The 16547-nt window shown below is 40.8% G+C and carries 16 protein-coding genes and 2 tRNA genes; 9 read left to right on the top strand and 9 right to left on the bottom strand.

Annotated features, from left to right (window positions below; all coding sequences use genetic code 11):
• The first annotated feature begins 37 nt into the window (after positions 1-37).
• Together FTU90_RS05725 and FTU90_RS05720 are read left to right on the top strand one after the other, a co-directional pair.
• Positions 38-799 carry a 3-oxoacyl-ACP reductase gene (locus FTU90_RS05725; RefSeq protein ID WP_180050718.1) on the top strand — a complete coding sequence of 254 codons (762 nt, stop codon included), beginning with the start codon at positions 38-40 and terminating at the stop codon, positions 797-799.
• Between the two features lie 134 nt (positions 800-933).
• Positions 934-1254, top strand: coding sequence for a hypothetical protein (locus FTU90_RS05720; RefSeq protein ID WP_005096317.1), 321 nt, complete (start codon positions 934-936; stop codon positions 1252-1254).
• Between the two features lie 78 nt (positions 1255-1332).
• Here the strand turns inward: FTU90_RS05720 and FTU90_RS05715 are convergent, their stop codons facing one another.
• Positions 1333-1881 carry a 1-acyl-sn-glycerol-3-phosphate acyltransferase gene (locus tag FTU90_RS05715; RefSeq protein WP_171063359.1) on the bottom strand — a complete coding sequence of 183 codons (549 nt, stop codon included), beginning with the start codon at positions 1879-1881 and terminating at the stop codon, positions 1333-1335.
• Between the two features lie 440 nt (positions 1882-2321).
• Here FTU90_RS05715 and FTU90_RS05710 point away from each other — a divergent pair, with 440 nt between their 5' ends.
• The gene (locus FTU90_RS05710) at positions 2322-2615 is read left to right on the top strand and encodes a hypothetical protein (RefSeq protein ID WP_159516440.1); all 294 of its coding nucleotides are present in this window, start codon (positions 2322-2324) and stop codon (positions 2613-2615) included.
• A gap of 170 nt (positions 2616-2785) precedes the next feature.
• On the opposite strand, the gene FTU90_RS05705 is transcribed toward FTU90_RS05710, so the two are convergent.
• Positions 2786-3940: a LuxR C-terminal-related transcriptional regulator gene (locus FTU90_RS05705; RefSeq protein WP_180072031.1), complete on the bottom strand. Its 1155-nt coding sequence runs from the start codon at positions 3938-3940 to the stop codon at positions 2786-2788.
• Between the two features lie 229 nt (positions 3941-4169).
• Between FTU90_RS05705 and FTU90_RS05700 the strand changes: the two genes are divergently transcribed.
• Positions 4170-4664, top strand: coding sequence for a copper resistance protein NlpE (locus FTU90_RS05700; protein ID WP_180072030.1), 495 nt, complete (start codon positions 4170-4172; stop codon positions 4662-4664).
• A 65-nt stretch (positions 4665-4729) separates the two neighbouring features.
• On the opposite strand, the gene FTU90_RS05695 is transcribed toward FTU90_RS05700, so the two are convergent.
• A complete protein-coding gene (locus FTU90_RS05695; RefSeq protein ID WP_180072029.1) occupies positions 4730-6415 on the bottom strand; it encodes a YadA C-terminal domain-containing protein in 1686 nt (561 codons plus the stop codon).
• 487 nt (positions 6416-6902) lie between these two features.
• On the opposite strand from FTU90_RS05695, the gene FTU90_RS05690 reads away from it, so the two are divergent.
• Positions 6903-7316, top strand: a complete 414-nt coding sequence (locus FTU90_RS05690; protein ID WP_180072028.1) for a hypothetical protein — start codon at positions 6903-6905, stop codon at positions 7314-7316.
• Between the two features lie 431 nt (positions 7317-7747).
• Here the strand turns inward: FTU90_RS05690 and groL are convergent, their stop codons facing one another.
• The 4 genes from groL to FTU90_RS05670 form a co-directional block, all read right to left on the bottom strand.
• Positions 7748-9382, bottom strand: coding sequence for a chaperonin GroEL (groL, locus tag FTU90_RS05685; RefSeq protein ID WP_005096312.1), 1635 nt, complete (start codon positions 9380-9382; stop codon positions 7748-7750).
• Positions 9383-9448: 66 nt separating this feature from the next.
• Positions 9449-9736 (bottom strand): co-chaperone GroES, encoded by a 288-nt coding sequence (gene groES, locus FTU90_RS05680; RefSeq protein WP_005096311.1) that lies wholly within the window; start codon positions 9734-9736, stop codon positions 9449-9451.
• Positions 9737-9904: 168 nt separating this feature from the next.
• A complete protein-coding gene (locus tag FTU90_RS05675; protein WP_005096310.1) occupies positions 9905-10681 on the bottom strand; it encodes a metallophosphoesterase in 777 nt (258 codons plus the stop codon).
• Positions 10662-11600: a diacylglycerol kinase family protein gene (locus tag FTU90_RS05670; RefSeq protein ID WP_180072027.1), complete on the bottom strand. Its 939-nt coding sequence runs from the start codon at positions 11598-11600 to the stop codon at positions 10662-10664. The genes FTU90_RS05675 and FTU90_RS05670 overlap by 20 nt, the downstream gene beginning before the upstream one ends.
• Before the next feature lie 415 nt (positions 11601-12015).
• Between FTU90_RS05670 and FTU90_RS05665 the strand changes: the two genes are divergently transcribed.
• On the top strand, positions 12016-13845 hold the full coding sequence (locus FTU90_RS05665) for a phosphoenolpyruvate carboxykinase (GTP) (RefSeq protein ID WP_180072026.1): 1830 nt from the start codon (positions 12016-12018) through the stop codon (positions 13843-13845).
• A 146-nt stretch (positions 13846-13991) separates the two neighbouring features.
• A complete protein-coding gene (locus tag FTU90_RS05660; protein WP_159138049.1) occupies positions 13992-14414 on the top strand; it encodes a hypothetical protein in 423 nt (140 codons plus the stop codon).
• 61 nt (positions 14415-14475) lie between these two features.
• Here FTU90_RS05660 and FTU90_RS05655 read toward each other — a convergent pair whose 3' ends face one another.
• Together FTU90_RS05655 and folD are read right to left on the bottom strand one after the other, a co-directional pair.
• On the bottom strand, positions 14476-15144 hold the full coding sequence (locus tag FTU90_RS05655; RefSeq protein WP_180072025.1) for a methyltransferase: 669 nt from the start codon (positions 15142-15144) through the stop codon (positions 14476-14478).
• A gap of 154 nt (positions 15145-15298) precedes the next feature.
• On the bottom strand, positions 15299-16147 hold the full coding sequence (gene folD / locus FTU90_RS05650) for a bifunctional methylenetetrahydrofolate dehydrogenase/methenyltetrahydrofolate cyclohydrolase FolD (RefSeq protein ID WP_100328806.1): 849 nt from the start codon (positions 16145-16147) through the stop codon (positions 15299-15301).
• A 153-nt stretch (positions 16148-16300) separates the two neighbouring features.
• Between folD and FTU90_RS05645 the strand changes: the two genes are divergently transcribed.
• Positions 16301-16374: transfer RNA gene (locus tag FTU90_RS05645), tRNA-Cys, on the top strand.
• A 10-nt stretch (positions 16375-16384) separates the two neighbouring features.
• A tRNA-Leu gene (locus FTU90_RS05640) sits at positions 16385-16470 on the top strand.
• The last annotated feature ends 77 nt before the right edge of the window (positions 16471-16547 follow it).

Below are 16547 nucleotides of genomic sequence, written 5' to 3'. Positions count from 1 at the left end.
ATGTTAGGGCCAATATTTCGTAATATAGATCATCATTATGCAGATTCGTGATCAGATTGTTCTCGTTACCGGCGGAGCACGTGGCTTGGGCTTGGCGATTACTCAAGCCCTATTGGCAGAAGGTGCTCGCGTCGTCGTCAATTATCATAGCAGTCAGCAAACCGCCGAACAGCTTGTGCAGCAGTATCCCGAGCAGGTCTTTATTTATCAGGCCGATGTCACTCAGGCTGATCAGGTACGGACTTTATTTGCTGCGGCAAAAAACCATTTCGGGGAAGCGATTCATGCGGTCGTCAATAATGCGCTGATTCAGTTTGAATTTAATGGGGATGATCGTCCTAAGGTTGAAGATTTAACTTGGGAGACCATGTCACGTCAATTCAGTGGTGCAGTACAGGCCGCCCTCAATACCACGCAAGCCGCACTGGACGATATGAAGCACACGGGTTTTGGCAGGATCATCAATATCGGCACAAACTTAGTGCAAAATCCGGTGGTTCCTTATCATGACTATACCGCAGCAAAAGCGGCTTTATTGGCCTTTACTCGCACTACGGCGCAGGATTTGGGACAATATGGTATTAATGTCAATATGCTCTCTGGCGGCCTGTTACAAACCACAGATGCCAGTAAAGCCACACCAGACTTTGTTTTTGATCTAATTGCTCAATCAACTCCTTTACGCCGCGTGATTACACCAGAAGAGTTTGCTGCTGCAATCCTGATGTTTTTATCGCCTTATTCACGTGCCGTGACCGGACAAAACCTGATTGTGGATGGCGGCTTGGTTAAAGGTTAACTGACCAGAGAATAGACCGGGATTTTTAGATTCTATTGTTCTATTTTTTGACCATCTGGTAGATTAAAAAGGTTTTGTGACCGGATTTTACTTCTACAATACGGTGTTCCCATAAAACCTTTTGTCTATTTTCTATGAAATTTATCACGACATTGCTCAGTACCTTATTGCTGGCAGGTTGTATGTCTAGCGATCTGAAAAAATCGGAACAGCTGCTGCAAAATTTCCAGTGCTCCCAGATCGAGATGTCACAGATGTCGCATACCAGTATGACCGATTATTATCAGCATTCGCTCTATAGCACAAAATCCAAGGCCGAAGCGTATATCGAGCATTATCACCAAGGTGAAAAGTTATTTGATATTCCCTTATCGGAAGTTGTGCAACAGCAATATGAGCTGTATAAAAGTGCCTGTCAAAGCCTCGGTGGAATTTTACCCGCTTCTGAAAACTAAGTAGTATTTGTCTGATATTCTTAATTCTTAGGCAATAAAAAAGCAGGGAAAATACCCTGCTTTTTTTACAATGCAATTTTAATTCTGATAATAACGCTGATCGACACTGAAACATTTAGGGAATTTTGGCTGAATATCTGCATAAAATGCCATGATTTCCGCCATATCTTTTTCATAATCCCCTGTCGGATAAACAATTTTACCTACACCAGTTTTTTTCTTAGCATAGTCCATATAAGCCAAAGCAATCGGTACACCCGCATTGATCGCAACATGATAAAAACCGGTTTTCCACTGTTCCTGTTTGGCACGCGTTGCTTCTGGTGTGACCAGCATGACCAGTTTGGGATGGGTCTTAAATAAATCCGTCATCACCTGTACCATGCTCGGACGCGGTTCACCCGGCTGCTTAGGTCGACGGTCAATCCCGATTCCGCCCATCGCCCGTACAAAAGGCCCCAATGGAAATTTCATATAACTGTCTTTAATGGTTAAGCGAACATTCACACCTAACGCTTTCAAAGCCAGACGCGCATAGAGTGCATCCCAGTTACTGGTATGAGGAGCAGCAATCATGACACATTGCTCTAAATCTAGTGGCCAGTGATTATCAATTTCCCAACCCATCATGTTCAGACTTTGTTCTGCTAACTTCTCAAACACCTTATGCACCAGTTCTATTCAAATCTGCGCAGATTCTAGCAATCTAAGCAAATATAGATAGTGCAAATTGCACAACAAATAACCAATTAATCTATATTTGTATAATTAGATTTTTCAAATAAAAAATGAATTAAACACTTATACATTTCAACTTAATTTACCCATCAAGCAGCACTCAGGTTTGACTACCTCGCTCCATCAACGATGATTGTGAAATAAATTCAAGAGCTTATTCACTAAAATGCTCCTAACCTCCTCATTTTGGGATATGGCAAAACATCACGTCTTTTTATACTTCCCTGACATTATAATTTCAGCAAGATTCTAATGAAAAAGACTTTAATTTGTCTTGCTTTAACGGGGTTAATCACGGCATGTGGCGGTTCGGACAATGATTAAGCCATATGAAAATATTCTTCGACAGCACTCAATTAAAAATTTCGGAAGCCCAAAATCCAGATGAAAGTGCAATTTTTACGAAAATTACCCTTCATAATTCGGGAATTATAGGTGCCTGGAGCTCAGGTTCGGGTAAACAATTATTCGTTTTCAAGGCAAATCATACATATACGCTAGTTGATGCTATCGGGCATGATCAAGTCGAAGCTGGAGACACATCTTGTAGTGGAGCGGGAATCGAATATGGTAACTACCAGATCCGAGATAGTAAATTATTTGTAGATTGTTCAGATCATTGATACCAACGGTTGTACAGGTCTTTCCGAGACTCATGCACATTTAGGTTTGTTAGGTACAATTGATGCTATTATCCTCACATTGACGGGAAGTAGCGAAGGTGGTTTTACACTCTCTCGACTCAACTAAAATAAAATCAACTCAGATAATCCCATCAGAAGATGGCGTTATCTTAATCAATATGTTCAAACTGAATCGTACATCCCATTAATAAGTGCATCAGCTCAATTTGTGAGGTGCAGTTGGTCTTTTCATAAATATTTTTAAAATAGGTGCGAACTGAACTTAGGGTAATACCACATTGCTCTGCAATATCTTCCAGCTTATAGCCATTAATTAACAATTCACATAAATCAAATTCTCGCTTTGACAGATGGTAGCACTGCTGTAGATAAGCTCTAGACAGTGAGTAATGCTCGTTCTTGTCGGTCATAAATAATGCAATCTGGTGCTGATCTGCTTGTAAAGGTTGAATATTTCTTAATTTTTTAAACGGCACGATTGTGAGCATTAATTGAGACCCTGTACTATCACTCAGTGCCAAGATTCCACCGACCTCAGCCTGAACCGTTGTAGCATCCAGTAAAGCACTTTCTAACAACTGATCAAGACGTGCCTGCTGAGAAGGATGGGTTTTTAGATGATTATGTCTATCCAGATCCAGACATGAACTTTGATGAATCATCTGCTGTGCAACAGGATTGGAATAGCTTAAACACAAGTTTTGATCAAGCAGCATAATCCCTGTTTTTAAACCCTCCAATAGCGTATACAAGTTTAAATTATCTTGTTGAATCAAGCTGATTTGCCGGTGAATTTGTAAAGCCCGGCGTAAATGAATACTGATTCGTCGGAGAAAATCCAGCTCTGCCTGTTCAAAAGGCTGCACCTCAGGCGCACGATGGATACCGAGTACGGCCCAGCGATAATGACCTCGATCGAGCAACACGCCTGCCAGATAGCAGACACCTGTTGGCTTTAAACATTTTTCATAAAATACATAATGATCCGTACCGGGCCGCTCTGCATAATGCTGACAATTCTGATTTAGCGCATCCCCCATCTCAATATCATTCCATAAGGGCATATGAAGTTTCATATCAATCACTCTGATACGTTCATCCTGATAGGCAGCCAAACTTTCATTCGGGATATTATACGTGTGAACAAAATCATAGCCTGGATTAAGCTGATCCAGACCGGTAAAAATTGCACTCTTACTTTTAGTGTAGCTCACGATATCTTCGATCACCTCCAGCCACAAAGCTGGCAATAATGCAGCATCATAAATTTTTGCAATAAGATTATTTTCTTGTTCTAATTTCATTGCTGCCTCATTTTTTATAGTTCTTTCTTAATCATAGCGCCAAGCAGCCCTTGGTGAAACGACATAAAATGCCTTTAATATTTTATGAAAATCCCTGAAGTCTATTGATTGATGAATAACTTTGATCTGATTCACCTAATGAATCAAACTTTAACAAGATTGCTCTATTTATCTATATAGACTGCTTTTAATGTAATTAGCTAACAAATAAATCCATAGGATCAAAACAATGAAGAAATTTATATTCACCGCTGCGATGGCAGTCGCTATTTCATCAACGTTGACAGCATGTTCAAAACAGAATGACAATGAGCCAATGAATCATAATGCACCATCCAGCCCAACCATGATGGAGCAAAATAACGCGAATACCAGTGTGAACCGTACTGATAGCGCAGAGACCTCATTAGATTGGGCAGGTGAATATGAAGGTGTATTTCCTTGTGCCGACTGTGAAGGCATTAAAGTCGAGTTACAGCTTAATTCAGATAAGACTTATGAACTGAGTGAAGAATATTTAGGGAAAGCTAATAATAATGAATTTGAACTCAAAGGCAGTTTTAGTTTTGATCCTCAGGATCCGTCACTCATCACATTAGATAACAAAGCTGAAAACCGTAAATTCTTTGTTGGCGAAAATTTTATCGAAGCACGTGATGTTGAATCAGGTAAAAAAATTGAGAGTAATTTAAATTATAAATTAGTTAAAAAGTCTTCATCATAATTTTGTAAAGAATAAAAAAATCCCCGCTATTGCGGGGATTTTTTATACCTCAGTATAAGGAGTAATTACTTACCGCCAAATACGTATGATACACCTACACGGCCACCAACTTCGTTACCGCCAGCGAAACCAAGTGCTGCACTTACAGAAGTGCGACCATCGGCAAACACGCTTGCAACACCTAGGGCACCAGCAGATTCGCCTTCATAGTGACCTACGCCGCCAAATACAGCGAATTGACCAGCACCGATGTTAGGAATTTGTTGTTGCGCAGCTAATGCGATTGCAACACCACGGTAAGCAGTTTTTTCTACGTCATCAATACGAGAGTTCAACTGATTAACACGGCTATTTAATTGACCAGCTGTTGTATTGAATTGAGTTAAACGTTGATCCACTTCAACAATTTTAGCATCGATTTGAGCAGTTGCTCCACCTACAGCGTCGTCTACAGTAGTTTGGATATTATCAACAATACTTACACCATTGATACGGAAGTCACCAGAATCTACATAGTCAGCAGTGATTGTAGTTTTAGCAGATGTAGTACCATTTACATCAGTTGTAGATTTTTTAACTTCTAAACCGTAAATATTACCGCCTTCTGAATCAGTAGCAATAATACCAGTTTCTACACTTTGAGACTTAGTTGTAGTTGGACCATTTGTACCAACTTGGAAATCTGTACCTGCTGGAATTACACCTGCAGATGCATTGGTATCACTACCACCCACTAAAATTTGACCAGCATTGTCAAAAGATTGTACCGATTCACCATATACAGTTTTAGTAGCACCTACAAATGCTGTTGAATTAATTTGGTTTGTAACACCGCCAAACAGACCAGAAGCTGCACCAGCACCTACCAATGTAAGGTTTTCGATTGAGTCGACAGTTGTTTCTGTAAGAGTTTTATCAGCAGCAACCGTGTAATATTTGCCATTGAATTCAATAACTTGTGCATCTCGAACACCAGTTTCACTAATTGTACCGTAAGCTTTTAGTGGTGTAGTAGCTACAGCTGTGCCACCAGTAATTTGCTGTGATGTTAAAGTACCTGTCTCATAGTTAATAGAAACATTACCATTTAAATTTTCTGGGTTAACTTTAATTAAGGTTAAACCATGTGCATTAAGGGCAGTTTCAGCAACTGTAGTTGTTCCATTTGGCGCAACAATGATCTCTGTTGACATTACGCCAAGGTTGTTACCATTAGAACCTTCAAAAGCACCTACTGAAAGATTTTGGAATTTACCATTGCCAACAATCGTAGTATCTGCTTCTTCCAACACACCATCAATCGCTTGCTCATCATCTTCAATTTCACTAGTTACGTTACCAGAAAATTGAACTTCATCACCTATAACAGTTGTATTAGAAGATAATGAATATTCCCAAGTATGTGCTGTGTCTGCAGGTACTTCTACAGGTTCAGATTCTTCAGGACCACCAACGACAGTCTCAGTACCAACTAAACCACCACGAACAAACGTATAGCCATCCGCTTTAATAGTTGCAACTGTCTCATTTTCTAATTCATTAAATTTATAATTAGTAGTAGAACCTTCGATTAGATCACGTGTATAAACTTTGTTACCAATTGCATATACATAAGTAGGCTCTGTCGTACCTTCTGCAGTGAATGCATACTGATCGACAACTTGCTCACCTTTTTTTGGCTCAGCCGCATTCGCCATTGTGAATGAAGCTAAAGTTAAAGCAGCTGCTAAAAGAGTCTTTTGAAATTTCATGTAAATTTCCTTCAATTTTTATAAAAAGACTGGTCTACCCTAGGATTGATGTAAACCAGCAAAACTGAGTTGAATGTCTGGTTGTTCTGGAGACTGCCATCCACTACCTGCCGCTGCTAGAGCGGACCTGAGGCAATAATATACAAAACGAAACAAAGATATCAATCAATATTTGATTTATTTTTAAATTTAAAATTGATTTTGAGGGTGAAAATAATATGAAATTAACTTAAGATTTTGTTTTAAATAGCAATTTAAGAAATAAAAAATGATAAAGTAACCTTGATTAATTCACAGATTGATTGACTAATATTTTTATTTAGTTGAATTCAATCTAAAGTGTAGAAATAAATAAAAATTACAAATAATTACAACAAGATAGGCTGAAGAACTTTGTTACAATTGAAATATGAATAGAGTTTTCTTAAAATTGGGCTCTGAAAAATATTGTGGCATTCAAAATACATTTTTAAGATAGAATTTAAAAATGTATGATGGTTTAGAAAGAGAGAGAATGGAATTTATGAGCAATCAAGAAGAAAAAAAATTATTTGCTGAACGCTTAAAACAAGCTTTAATGGATAACGGACACCCTATTAGTCCGACTTATTTATCTAAAGAATTTAATAACCGTTACGATGGCACCTCTATTTCGGTGCAATCTGCAAATAACTGGTTATTAGGTAAGGCCATCCCTAGCCAAGATAAACTCTCTATTTTAGCGATTTGGTTAAATGTATCTAATCAATGGCTAAGATTTGGAGACCAAGATATTAATCCTAGTGCCCAGATTTCAGAACACGATGCTGGAGATCTAGACTATTATCTGAAGTTTCGCGCTTTAAAAAATCATCATAAAGATATCATTAAAAAGTTGATTGATGAGTTAAATCAATTGTAATTTTTATGCGTGAAATAAGCTAAAATTTTTTTATGCTCATGCTCATACCTCCGTAAACGATCTTCATATTCCTTTAATTTTCGGTATAAAGACTTTAATTCACATTTACTAATCAATACCAATTCAGAATGATCCTCTGAACTTTTCCCCTCATTATTTATAACTGTACTGTTCATATAGCCGCACATCAATTATATTTTGATTAAATCATAAACCAAAAATTTATATATTCCAAGATCAAATGTTACAAAAATAAACATTAATCAATTTTTTAATAAAAAATGATACCCTGTTTGCATTTTTTAATCTAGATCAAACTTATGTCTCAAATTTTACTCTATTTTTTATTGAAATCGTACTTTTTTATCAAGAAATAAAAAAAATCCCTACCTGAGGTAGGGATTTTTTTAAGATCGGATGATCAACATGAATTACATCATGCCGCCCATACCACCCATGCCGCCCATATCAGGCATTGCAGGCTTGTCTTCTGGAATATCCGTGATCATACATTCAGTTGTCAACATTAATGCAGCAACAGAAGCAGCATGCTCAAGTGCTGAACGCGTTACTTTTGCTGGGTCAAGAATACCCATTTCGAGCATATCGCCATAAACACCTGTTGCCGCGTTATAACCGAAGTTGCCTTCGCCATTTTTCACAGCATTGATCACCACTGAAGGCTCATCACCCGCATTCGATACGATTTGACGAAGCGGCGCTTCAATCGCACGACGTAGAATGTTGATACCTACGTTTTGGTCATCATTCGCGCCAGTTACGTTATCCAATACTTTCGCTGCACGTACCAGTGCAACACCACCACCTGCAACCACACCTTCTTCAACCGCAGCACGCGTTGCATGAAGGGCATCGTCTACACGGTCTTTCTTCTCTTTCATTTCAACTTCAGTCGCAGCACCGATTTTGATCACTGCAACACCGCCTGCCAATTTAGCAACACGTTCTTGAAGTTTTTCTTTGTCATATTCAGACGTAGATTCTTCAATTTGCGCACGGATTTGCTGAACACGTTCAGAAATTTGACCTGCATTACCCGCACCATCCACAATCACTGTGTTTTCTTTAGATACAGTCACTTTATGTGCAGTACCTAAATGTTCAAGTGCAGTTTGATCTAGCTGCATGCCAATTTCTTCAGAAATCACCGTACCGCCAGTCAAGATCGCGATGTCTTGCAGCATCGCTTTACGACGATCACCAAAACCAGGCGCTTTTACTGCACATACTTTGATGATGCCGCGCATGTTGTTGACAACCAAAGTTGCCAACGCTTCGCCTTCAACATCTTCAGCGATGATCAAAAGCGGTTTACCTGTTTTCGCAACTGCTTCAAGCACTGTGATCAACTCACGAATGTTGCTGATTTTTTTGTCAACCAGAAGAATGAACGGATTTTCAAGCTCCGCAGTTAGCGTGTCTTGCTTGTTTGCGAAGTATGGCGAGATGTAACCGCGGTCAAACTGCATACCCTCTACCACATCTAGAGAATCTTCAAAGCCTGAACCTTCTTCTACAGTGATGACGCCTTCTTTGCCCACTTTTTCCATTGCTTGCGCAATCAGTTTACCTACAGTGGTGTCAGAGTTTGCAGAGATCGAACCGACTTGTTCAATCGCTTTAGAATCAGACGCAGGTTGAGCAGTTGCTTTAATTTCAGCAACCAAAGATTTAACCGCAATATCAATACCGCGTTTCAGGTCCATTGGGTTCATACCCGCTGTAACGGACTTGATGCCTTCGTTCAAAATTGCTTGAGCCAATACAGTTGCAGTGGTTGTACCGTCACCTGCGATGTCATTGGTTTTTGAAGACACTTCACGAACCAGCTGAGCACCCATATTTTCGAATTTATCTTTTAGGGTGATTTCTTTGGCAACCGTTACACCATCTTTGGTGATGTGTGGCGCACCGAAAGAACGGTCGATCACAACGTTACGGCCTTTAGGACCTAGTGTTACTTTCACTGCATCTGCAAGGATATTCACACCAGCAATCATTTTGCTGCGCGCTGAATCACCAAATTTTACGTCTTTAGCTGACATTTTTGACTCCAAATACTTTTAATATCTTTTAAATTCTGATGAACATAAGACGACTTTAAACGGAAATTAAGCAAATACCGCTAAAATGTCAGATTCTTTCATAATAAGAAGTTCTTCGCCGTCAACTTTCACAGTTGTACCCGCATACGTACCGAACAATACTTTATCGCCAACTTTTACATCTAGCGCACGTACACCATTGTCAGTGATTTGACCATTACCTACAGCAATGATTTCACCTTGAGCTGGTTTTTCTGCAGCAGAACCAGGAAGTAAAATACCGCCAGCTGTTTTAGTTTCTTCTTCAACACGACGAATAACAACGCGGTCATGTAATGGACGAATGTTGCTCATATTTAACTCCATCAGACTAAGTCTTTTTTAGGTCACTGATGACGACTTAATTATTCCATGGGTCATCATCAAAAATTTTTGATGTCACTTTTATGGAGATGGAATAAAACGCTTCAAGGGCAAAAATGAAAAAAAATTGCTTTTTTTTAACGAATACTGATTTTTCGTCTATTTATTCAACATATCAGGCTTTAACAGAAAGGACTGGGTCACATCATCGAATAAATACTGGGAAATTTTTCCTGATGCATCAATCAGATTAAAACTATTTGGCTCTTTTTTATGTAGCCGATGCGAGGCTGAAGTACCTGCATGTACATCATAAACAGGATGATCTGCCCCCAACTCAAAGATCAGGTTCAAATCATAAACCGCAGGTTGATGCAGATGTCCATGCAAGACTGCAAACAGGCCATGTGCTGCCCAAGCCTCTAAAGCAATTTTGGCCATCAATGGACTATCCTTAAAACCGCGCTTATTTTGAAAAGGCACATAGAACGGTTGATGGCTGACAATAATTTTTAATTTGGAAGAAGGCGCTTGGCCTAATTTCCGATCAATACGCTGAATCTGCTCAAGCGATAAATGCCCTTTGGTGTGATAGCGGCGCCGGATTGAGTTCACCCCCACCAGATAAAAGTTGTCTGTTTCAAGTGTGGGTTCAAGTTCACCAAAAAAAAGCTGATAACGGGTAAATGGATTGAACAGCCGATTCCACAAATGATAGAGCGGAATATCATGATTACCCGGAATTACCAGATAAGGTGTCTCAAGCTGATCTAAAAACCGCTTACAGGCCAAAAACTGACTTAAACGTGCGCGTTGGGTCAGATCACCACTGACGACGACCGCTTCCAGAGGATGAGTCTGACAGAACTGTCGAATTGCCTCTAAACACTCGGGTTTTTCTGTCCCAAAATGCAGATCAGACAGATGCAGGATCATGCGGCACCCTTACACTCAGGCTGTTTTTTAAAACAGAAATATTGAGGGGCGGCGCCATTTCTACGATTTCGCCATCAATCGCCACCATCAATTTCTTGGATCTAGATTCGATACGGACTTGATCGGCAGCAAAACTGTAAACATCCGAAGCCTGATCAATCTTGCCACGAACCAACTGATACACAAGCTTAAATAAAGTTAGCTTATCACTTTTAGAAACCACTACTCCTGCGACTTTACCCTGCTCTGCTGCTTTGGCAATCTGCATTTTCATATCTGCCAGTTGCAAGGGATTGTTGCCAAAAAAGATCAGGGGTGTTTTTACCGGATATTTCTTGTGATCTACCCAGATTTCCAGTTTCAGTTCCTTACGGTCGCGAATCAGCACATCCAGTGCGGAAGTATAGGCATGTAACGGCAATCGACCAAACCGCCGGTTATAATCTTCACGTTTTTTGATAAATAAGGGATACAGGCCCAAACTGGCATTATTCAGATAAATATCCTGATTAATTTGGGCTACATTGATACGTTTAGATTGTCCCGTGGCAATCACTTTAGCGGCTTCAATTAAATCCAAGGGAATATCTAATAATCTGGCTACATAATTAAAAGTACCCAAGGGTAAAATTCCAACAGAAATTTGCGTATTCAATAAATGTTTGGCGACTGTATTTAAAGTACCATCCCCACCTGCTGCCACCACGATACCTGCTTCATCCGACGCTAAATGTCGTGTCAACACCTCCACCATAACGTGATCAAATTGCTGTGAATCATTGATTTCATAAGCTTTAGTCTGATAACCTTGCGCTGAAAATATTTCAGTCAGTTGTTCATAGCTCCCTTCTGGCCCTTGTATGCGAAAACCAGCATTATGATTATAAATAAGCGATAAGGGTTTAGATTGATTAGACATTTTTCGCACAACTTTATGAAGCCTATTGGCATTTTGTCCAATTCATAGACAATTAACAGTAGCTTTATGTAAAATTCAAATGGCAACCATTTATTTAATCAATAACGAATATGAGACGTGCTATAAAATTAATAAATTGATTTTATTAATAATTTTTAAAATAAATATCACCCATAATTAAAATAAATAACCAAGGTAATTCAAATATTTAGTTTTATCTTATTGTTTTCATTATATTTACAAATAAAATAGCATTATATGCCAAAAGAAATCTAGTGCTTCTTTGGTCTTATTTTTTTTATCATTTTATGCTTTAATACAGCCACTTTTTTTCATATATCATCCGGGCAACATTTTTATTGCTCGGATTGTACTTTGTACATCCTTTTTGTACACATTTGAGATAGGCCTCACCATGACCCAAGTGAACGCACCAGAATTCGTTCGTCACCCTAAGCTTATTGCTTGGGTGGAAGAGATTGCTAAATTAACAAAACCAGCAAAAATTGAATGGTGTGACGGTAGCGCAGAAGAATATCAACGTTATATCGACTTGATGATCGCTAACGGCACAATGCAAGCACTGAATCAAGAAACTCATCCTGGTTCTTATCTTGCGAATTCTGATCCTTCTGACGTTGCTCGTGTTGAAGGTCGTACTTACATTTGCTCTGAAAACAAAGAAGACGCTGGCGCAACCAACAACTGGGAAGCGCCTGCTGAAATGCGTGCTCGCCTCAACGGTTTGTTTGACGGTTCTATGAAAGGTCGTACTTTGTACGTTGTGCCTTTCTCTATGGGTCCTTTAGGTTCTCATATTGCACACATCGGTATCGAATTAACAGATTCTCCTTACGTTGCTGTAAGCATGTCTAAAATGGCTCGCATGGGTAAAGCTGTTTATGACGTTCTAGGTACTGATGGCGAATACGTTCCATGTGTACATACTGTGGGCGCTCCGCTAGAACAAGGCGAAAAAGACGTTGCATGGCCTTGCAACCCTGAAAAATACATCGTGCATTATCCAGAAACTCGTGAGATCTGGTCTTACGGTTCTGGTTACGGCGGTAACGCATTGCTTGGTAAAAAATGCCTGGCTTTACGTATTGCATCATTTATGGGTCGTCAACAAGGCTGGTTAGCTGAACACATGCTGATCCTTGGCGTGACCAATCCACAAGGCGAAAAACACTATATCGCAGCGGCATTCCCATCTGCATGTGGTAAAACCAACTTCGCGATGTTGATTCCACCAGCGGGCTACGAAGGCTGGAAAATTGAAACTGTAGGTGACGATATTGCTTGGATCAAACCAGGTGAAGACGGTCGTCTATATGCAATCAACCCTGAAGCTGGTTTCTTCGGTGTAGCACCGGGTACAAATACCAAGACCAACCCGAACTGTATGGCAACATTAACTAAAGATGTGATCTATACCAACGTTGCTGTAACTGACAACGGTGAAGTTTGGTGGGAAGGTCTTTCTAAAGAAGTACCTGCTAACCTGACCAACTGGAAAGGTCAACCTCACACTGGCAAAGAAAAAGCTGCGCATCCAAATGCTCGCTTCACTGTTGCTGCTGGTCAATGCCCTTCGATTGACGCTGACTGGGAAAATCCAGCAGGTGTTCCAATTTCTGCGTTCATCTTCGGTGGTCGCCGCGCGGACACAGTGCCTCTAATTTCAGAAGCATTTGACTGGGTTGATGGTGTTTACAAAGCTGCAACTATGGGCTCCGAAACCACTGCTGCTGCTGTTGGTCAACAAGGTATTGTTCGTCGTGACCCGTTCGCGATGCTTCCTTTCGCTGGCTACAACATGGCGGATTACTTCACGCACTGGTTAGAAATGGGCGAGCAAGTTGCTGAGAAAGCTGAAGCTGCTGGCAACAAACTTCCTGGCATCTATAACGTGAACTGGTTCCGTCGTGACGCTGAAGGCAACTTCGTATGGCCTGGTTTCGGTCAAAATATGCGTGTTCTTGAGTGGATCATTGACCGCTGTGAAGGTCGTGCAACTGCTGTTGACACACCAATTGGCCGCGTTCCAACTTATGAACAATTGAACTGGACTGGTTCTGACTTTACTAAAGAACAATTTGACCTTGTGACTGCTCAAGATAAAGATCAATGGATCAAAGAACTTGAAAGCCACACTGAATTGTTCGACAAACTTGGTGGTCGTTTACCAGAGGCGTTAAAACAACGTCAAGCAGAATTAATTGCTGCGGTTAAATCTGCTTAATTGCTGATTGATCTAAAAGTTTGATTAAAAAAGGTCGCGTAAGCGGCCTTTTTTATTAAATGGATAAACAATTGATCACAATTGACCAGAGCAGCAGTTGAAGCAAACTATGGCATAATTAGCGCAAGACTTTAGGAAATATAAATATGAAAAGAACAACAGTCATTTTAGCTCTGGCTGCAAGCAGCTTCATGTTGAGTGCGTGTCAGACGGCACCACATCAGTTCAACGGAAAAAGTGGCTATGAAATTCTGGAACGTTCAGGCAATACAGCAACCTTGAGCTATACGCTCTCAGGACGGCCCAATCAGGATGAAAGAAAATTGCAGGCAGCCTGTCAACAGACTTTGGGCGGTTCAAAAACCTATAATATCCAGATTTTAAGCACCAATGAAATTTCTAATCCACTTGCGGAGCAGGAACAATATGGCCGCCAATTAGGTAATAGCCGCACGCAAATCAGCTTAAGCAACACCCCAGATCTATACAATAGCGAGAATCTCGGTGCACGCGAAGCCTTAGACGCCCGCCCGACCACGATGCGTGTCATTCGTTATACTTGTTCTTAATATCCGATATATTCAAAGCAACACAATAAAAAGGGCTTATTGCCCTTTTTATTTTTCAAATTCAAAGTGTTTTATAAAAATTGACATTACGAAATTCTGGTGATTCATCCAGGTCTGGCCAGGTCGTCGCGCTACGTTCATCCAGCTTTATATACTTTGGATGACTAAAATTTTTGACTCGACTGTCTGCCACCCATACTTCAGGTGCGAATTTTAAAAATTCATCCAGGAAGAAACGGTTGCATTGATCATAGAGCACATCTGCGGCTAACAGAATATCTAGCTGCTCTGCCTTATACAGATCATCCAAATATTCAAGCTCGACACTATTCAGCTCTGCATTGGCACGACAGGCATCCAAACTGACTTGATCGATGTCACAGCAGATGACGCGTTTTGCGCCTGCCATTTTCGCTGCAATGGCAACTACGCCCGATCCAGTCCCAAAATCCAAAACTACTTTGTCTTTGACATGATGCGGCTCTGCCAATAGCCACTGCGCCATCGCCAAACCTGATGCCCAACAAAAGATCCAGTATGGTGTATCATTCCAGATGCGACGAATCACTTCATCATCCAGTTTATCTGTTGGAAATACGGGTGGAATTAGCCAAAGTGAAATCGGTGTTTCTGGCAGTTGCTGTGCCATTAATTCACAATTCGGAATGACTTGGTGCAAGGCTTGGAGTAAATGCTCAGGGGCTTTAGGAAATTGGAAAGTACAGCTCATTGGATTTTTATTCGTTATATGTGTCAGAAGAACTCTTATATTTTAGATATTACCCTCATCCCAGCCTTCTCCCATAGGGAGAAGGAGCATCCATTATTTTCACAATGAACTTCCCCCTCTCCTTTCAGGAGAGGGTCAGGGAGAGGTCTGTTTATTAACCTAGCGCTTTCTCAGCAGCTTCTACCGTTTGACGAATCAAAGTGGTGATGGTCATCGGGCCCACACCACCCGGAACCGGGGTATAAGCAGACGCAATTTCTTCAATGCCTTGCAACTGGATATCACCTACCCCACCGCCATCCCGTGGATGGAAACCTGCATCAACTACCACTGCACCTGGTTTGATCCAGTCTTTTTGAATCAATTCCGCTTTACCGACCGCACCAACAATAATATCGGCTTGTTTTACAAATTCAGGTAGGTTTTGAGTGCGTGAATGGCAAATGGTCACAGTTGCGTTGGCTTCAAGCAGCATTGCCGCCATTGGTTTGCCCAAAATTGCAGAACGACCGACAACCACCGCATGTTTACCCGCGATTTCAATGTTGTTTTCTTTCAGAATCGTCATGATCCCGGCAGGCGTCGCTGAACCATAGGCAGCTTCGCCCATCGCCATACGCCCGTAACCCAGGCAAGTGACGCCATCGACATCTTTTTCAAGCGAGATCGCATCGAAACATGCACGCTCATCAATTTGCGCAGGAACCGGATGCTGAAGCAGAATACCGTGTACATCTGGATTGGCATTTAACTTTTCAATTTCTGCAAGAAGTTGTTTAGTTGTGGTTTCGGTTGGAAGCTCAACTTTCAATGAATCCATACCAACACGGCGACAAGCATTGCCTTTCATACGCACATAAGTTGCAGATGCACCATCGTCACCTACCAAAATCGTCGCAAGAATTGGAGTACGACCTGATTTTGCTTTCAGCGCTTCTACGCGAGTAAACAAGTCAGCTTCAATTTGCTTCGCCAATGCACGACCGTCTAGAACTAATGCCACGGCATTTCTCCCAAGTGTTGATATGAATCAATTTTGCACATTCTACATGAATAATTTAAATATTTTCCGCCAGATGCTGTTTTTATGCGCATACAAATGAATATGCTATTGTTTTTTTTTCAGGGCTTGATAATATACGCATCAACAAGACGTGGCGGGGTGGCAGAGTGGTCATGCAGCGGACTGCAACTCCGTGGACGCCGGTTCGATTCCGACCTCCGCCTCCATCTTGTTAAAGCCCGAGTGGTGAAATCGGTAGACACAGGGGATTTAAAATCCCCCGCCCACAAAGCGTGCCAGTTCGAGTCTGGCCTCGGGCACCATTTTAATCCTTGTTAAAATGGTGCAATAAAATCTCCAGCATTAAGCTGGTTTTTTTATGTCTGAAATTTAGAAAATA

Source organism: Acinetobacter sp. YH12200 (assembly GCF_013418175.1).
GTDB lineage: Bacteria > Pseudomonadota > Gammaproteobacteria > Pseudomonadales > Moraxellaceae > Acinetobacter > Acinetobacter pseudolwoffii.
The sequence above is the reverse complement of the archived record's forward strand: the minus strand, read 5'-3'. Positions and strand labels throughout refer to the sequence as shown.

Coding starts and splice junctions, on each gene's coding strand:
- FTU90_RS05670 (WP_180072027.1), bottom strand. CDS start 11,600: ATGTCTAATCAATCTAAACCCTTATCGCTTATTTATAATCATAATGCT.
- FTU90_RS05725 (WP_180050718.1), top strand. CDS start 38: ATGCAGATTCGTGATCAGATTGTTCTCGTTACCGGCGGAGCACGTGGC.
- FTU90_RS05665 (WP_180072026.1), top strand. CDS start 12,016: ATGACCCAAGTGAACGCACCAGAATTCGTTCGTCACCCTAAGCTTATT.
- FTU90_RS05715 (WP_171063359.1), bottom strand. CDS start 1,881: ATGGGTTGGGAAATTGATAATCACTGGCCACTAGATTTAGAGCAATGT.
- FTU90_RS05655 (WP_180072025.1), bottom strand. CDS start 15,144: ATGAGCTGTACTTTCCAATTTCCTAAAGCCCCTGAGCATTTACTCCAA.
- FTU90_RS05720 (WP_005096317.1), top strand. CDS start 934: ATGAAATTTATCACGACATTGCTCAGTACCTTATTGCTGGCAGGTTGT.
- FTU90_RS05710 (WP_159516440.1), top strand. CDS start 2,322: ATGAAAATATTCTTCGACAGCACTCAATTAAAAATTTCGGAAGCCCAA.
- FTU90_RS05660 (WP_159138049.1), top strand. CDS start 13,992: ATGAAAAGAACAACAGTCATTTTAGCTCTGGCTGCAAGCAGCTTCATG.
- groL (WP_005096312.1), bottom strand. CDS start 9,382: ATGTCAGCTAAAGACGTAAAATTTGGTGATTCAGCGCGCAGCAAAATG.
- FTU90_RS05675 (WP_005096310.1), bottom strand. CDS start 10,681: ATGATCCTGCATCTGTCTGATCTGCATTTTGGGACAGAAAAACCCGAG.
- groES (WP_005096311.1), bottom strand. CDS start 9,736: ATGAGCAACATTCGTCCATTACATGACCGCGTTGTTATTCGTCGTGTT.
- FTU90_RS05705 (WP_180072031.1), bottom strand. CDS start 3,940: ATGAAATTAGAACAAGAAAATAATCTTATTGCAAAAATTTATGATGCT.
- FTU90_RS05695 (WP_180072029.1), bottom strand. CDS start 6,415: ATGAAATTTCAAAAGACTCTTTTAGCAGCTGCTTTAACTTTAGCTTCA.
- FTU90_RS05700 (WP_180072030.1), top strand. CDS start 4,170: ATGAAGAAATTTATATTCACCGCTGCGATGGCAGTCGCTATTTCATCA.
- FTU90_RS05690 (WP_180072028.1), top strand. CDS start 6,903: ATGTATGATGGTTTAGAAAGAGAGAGAATGGAATTTATGAGCAATCAA.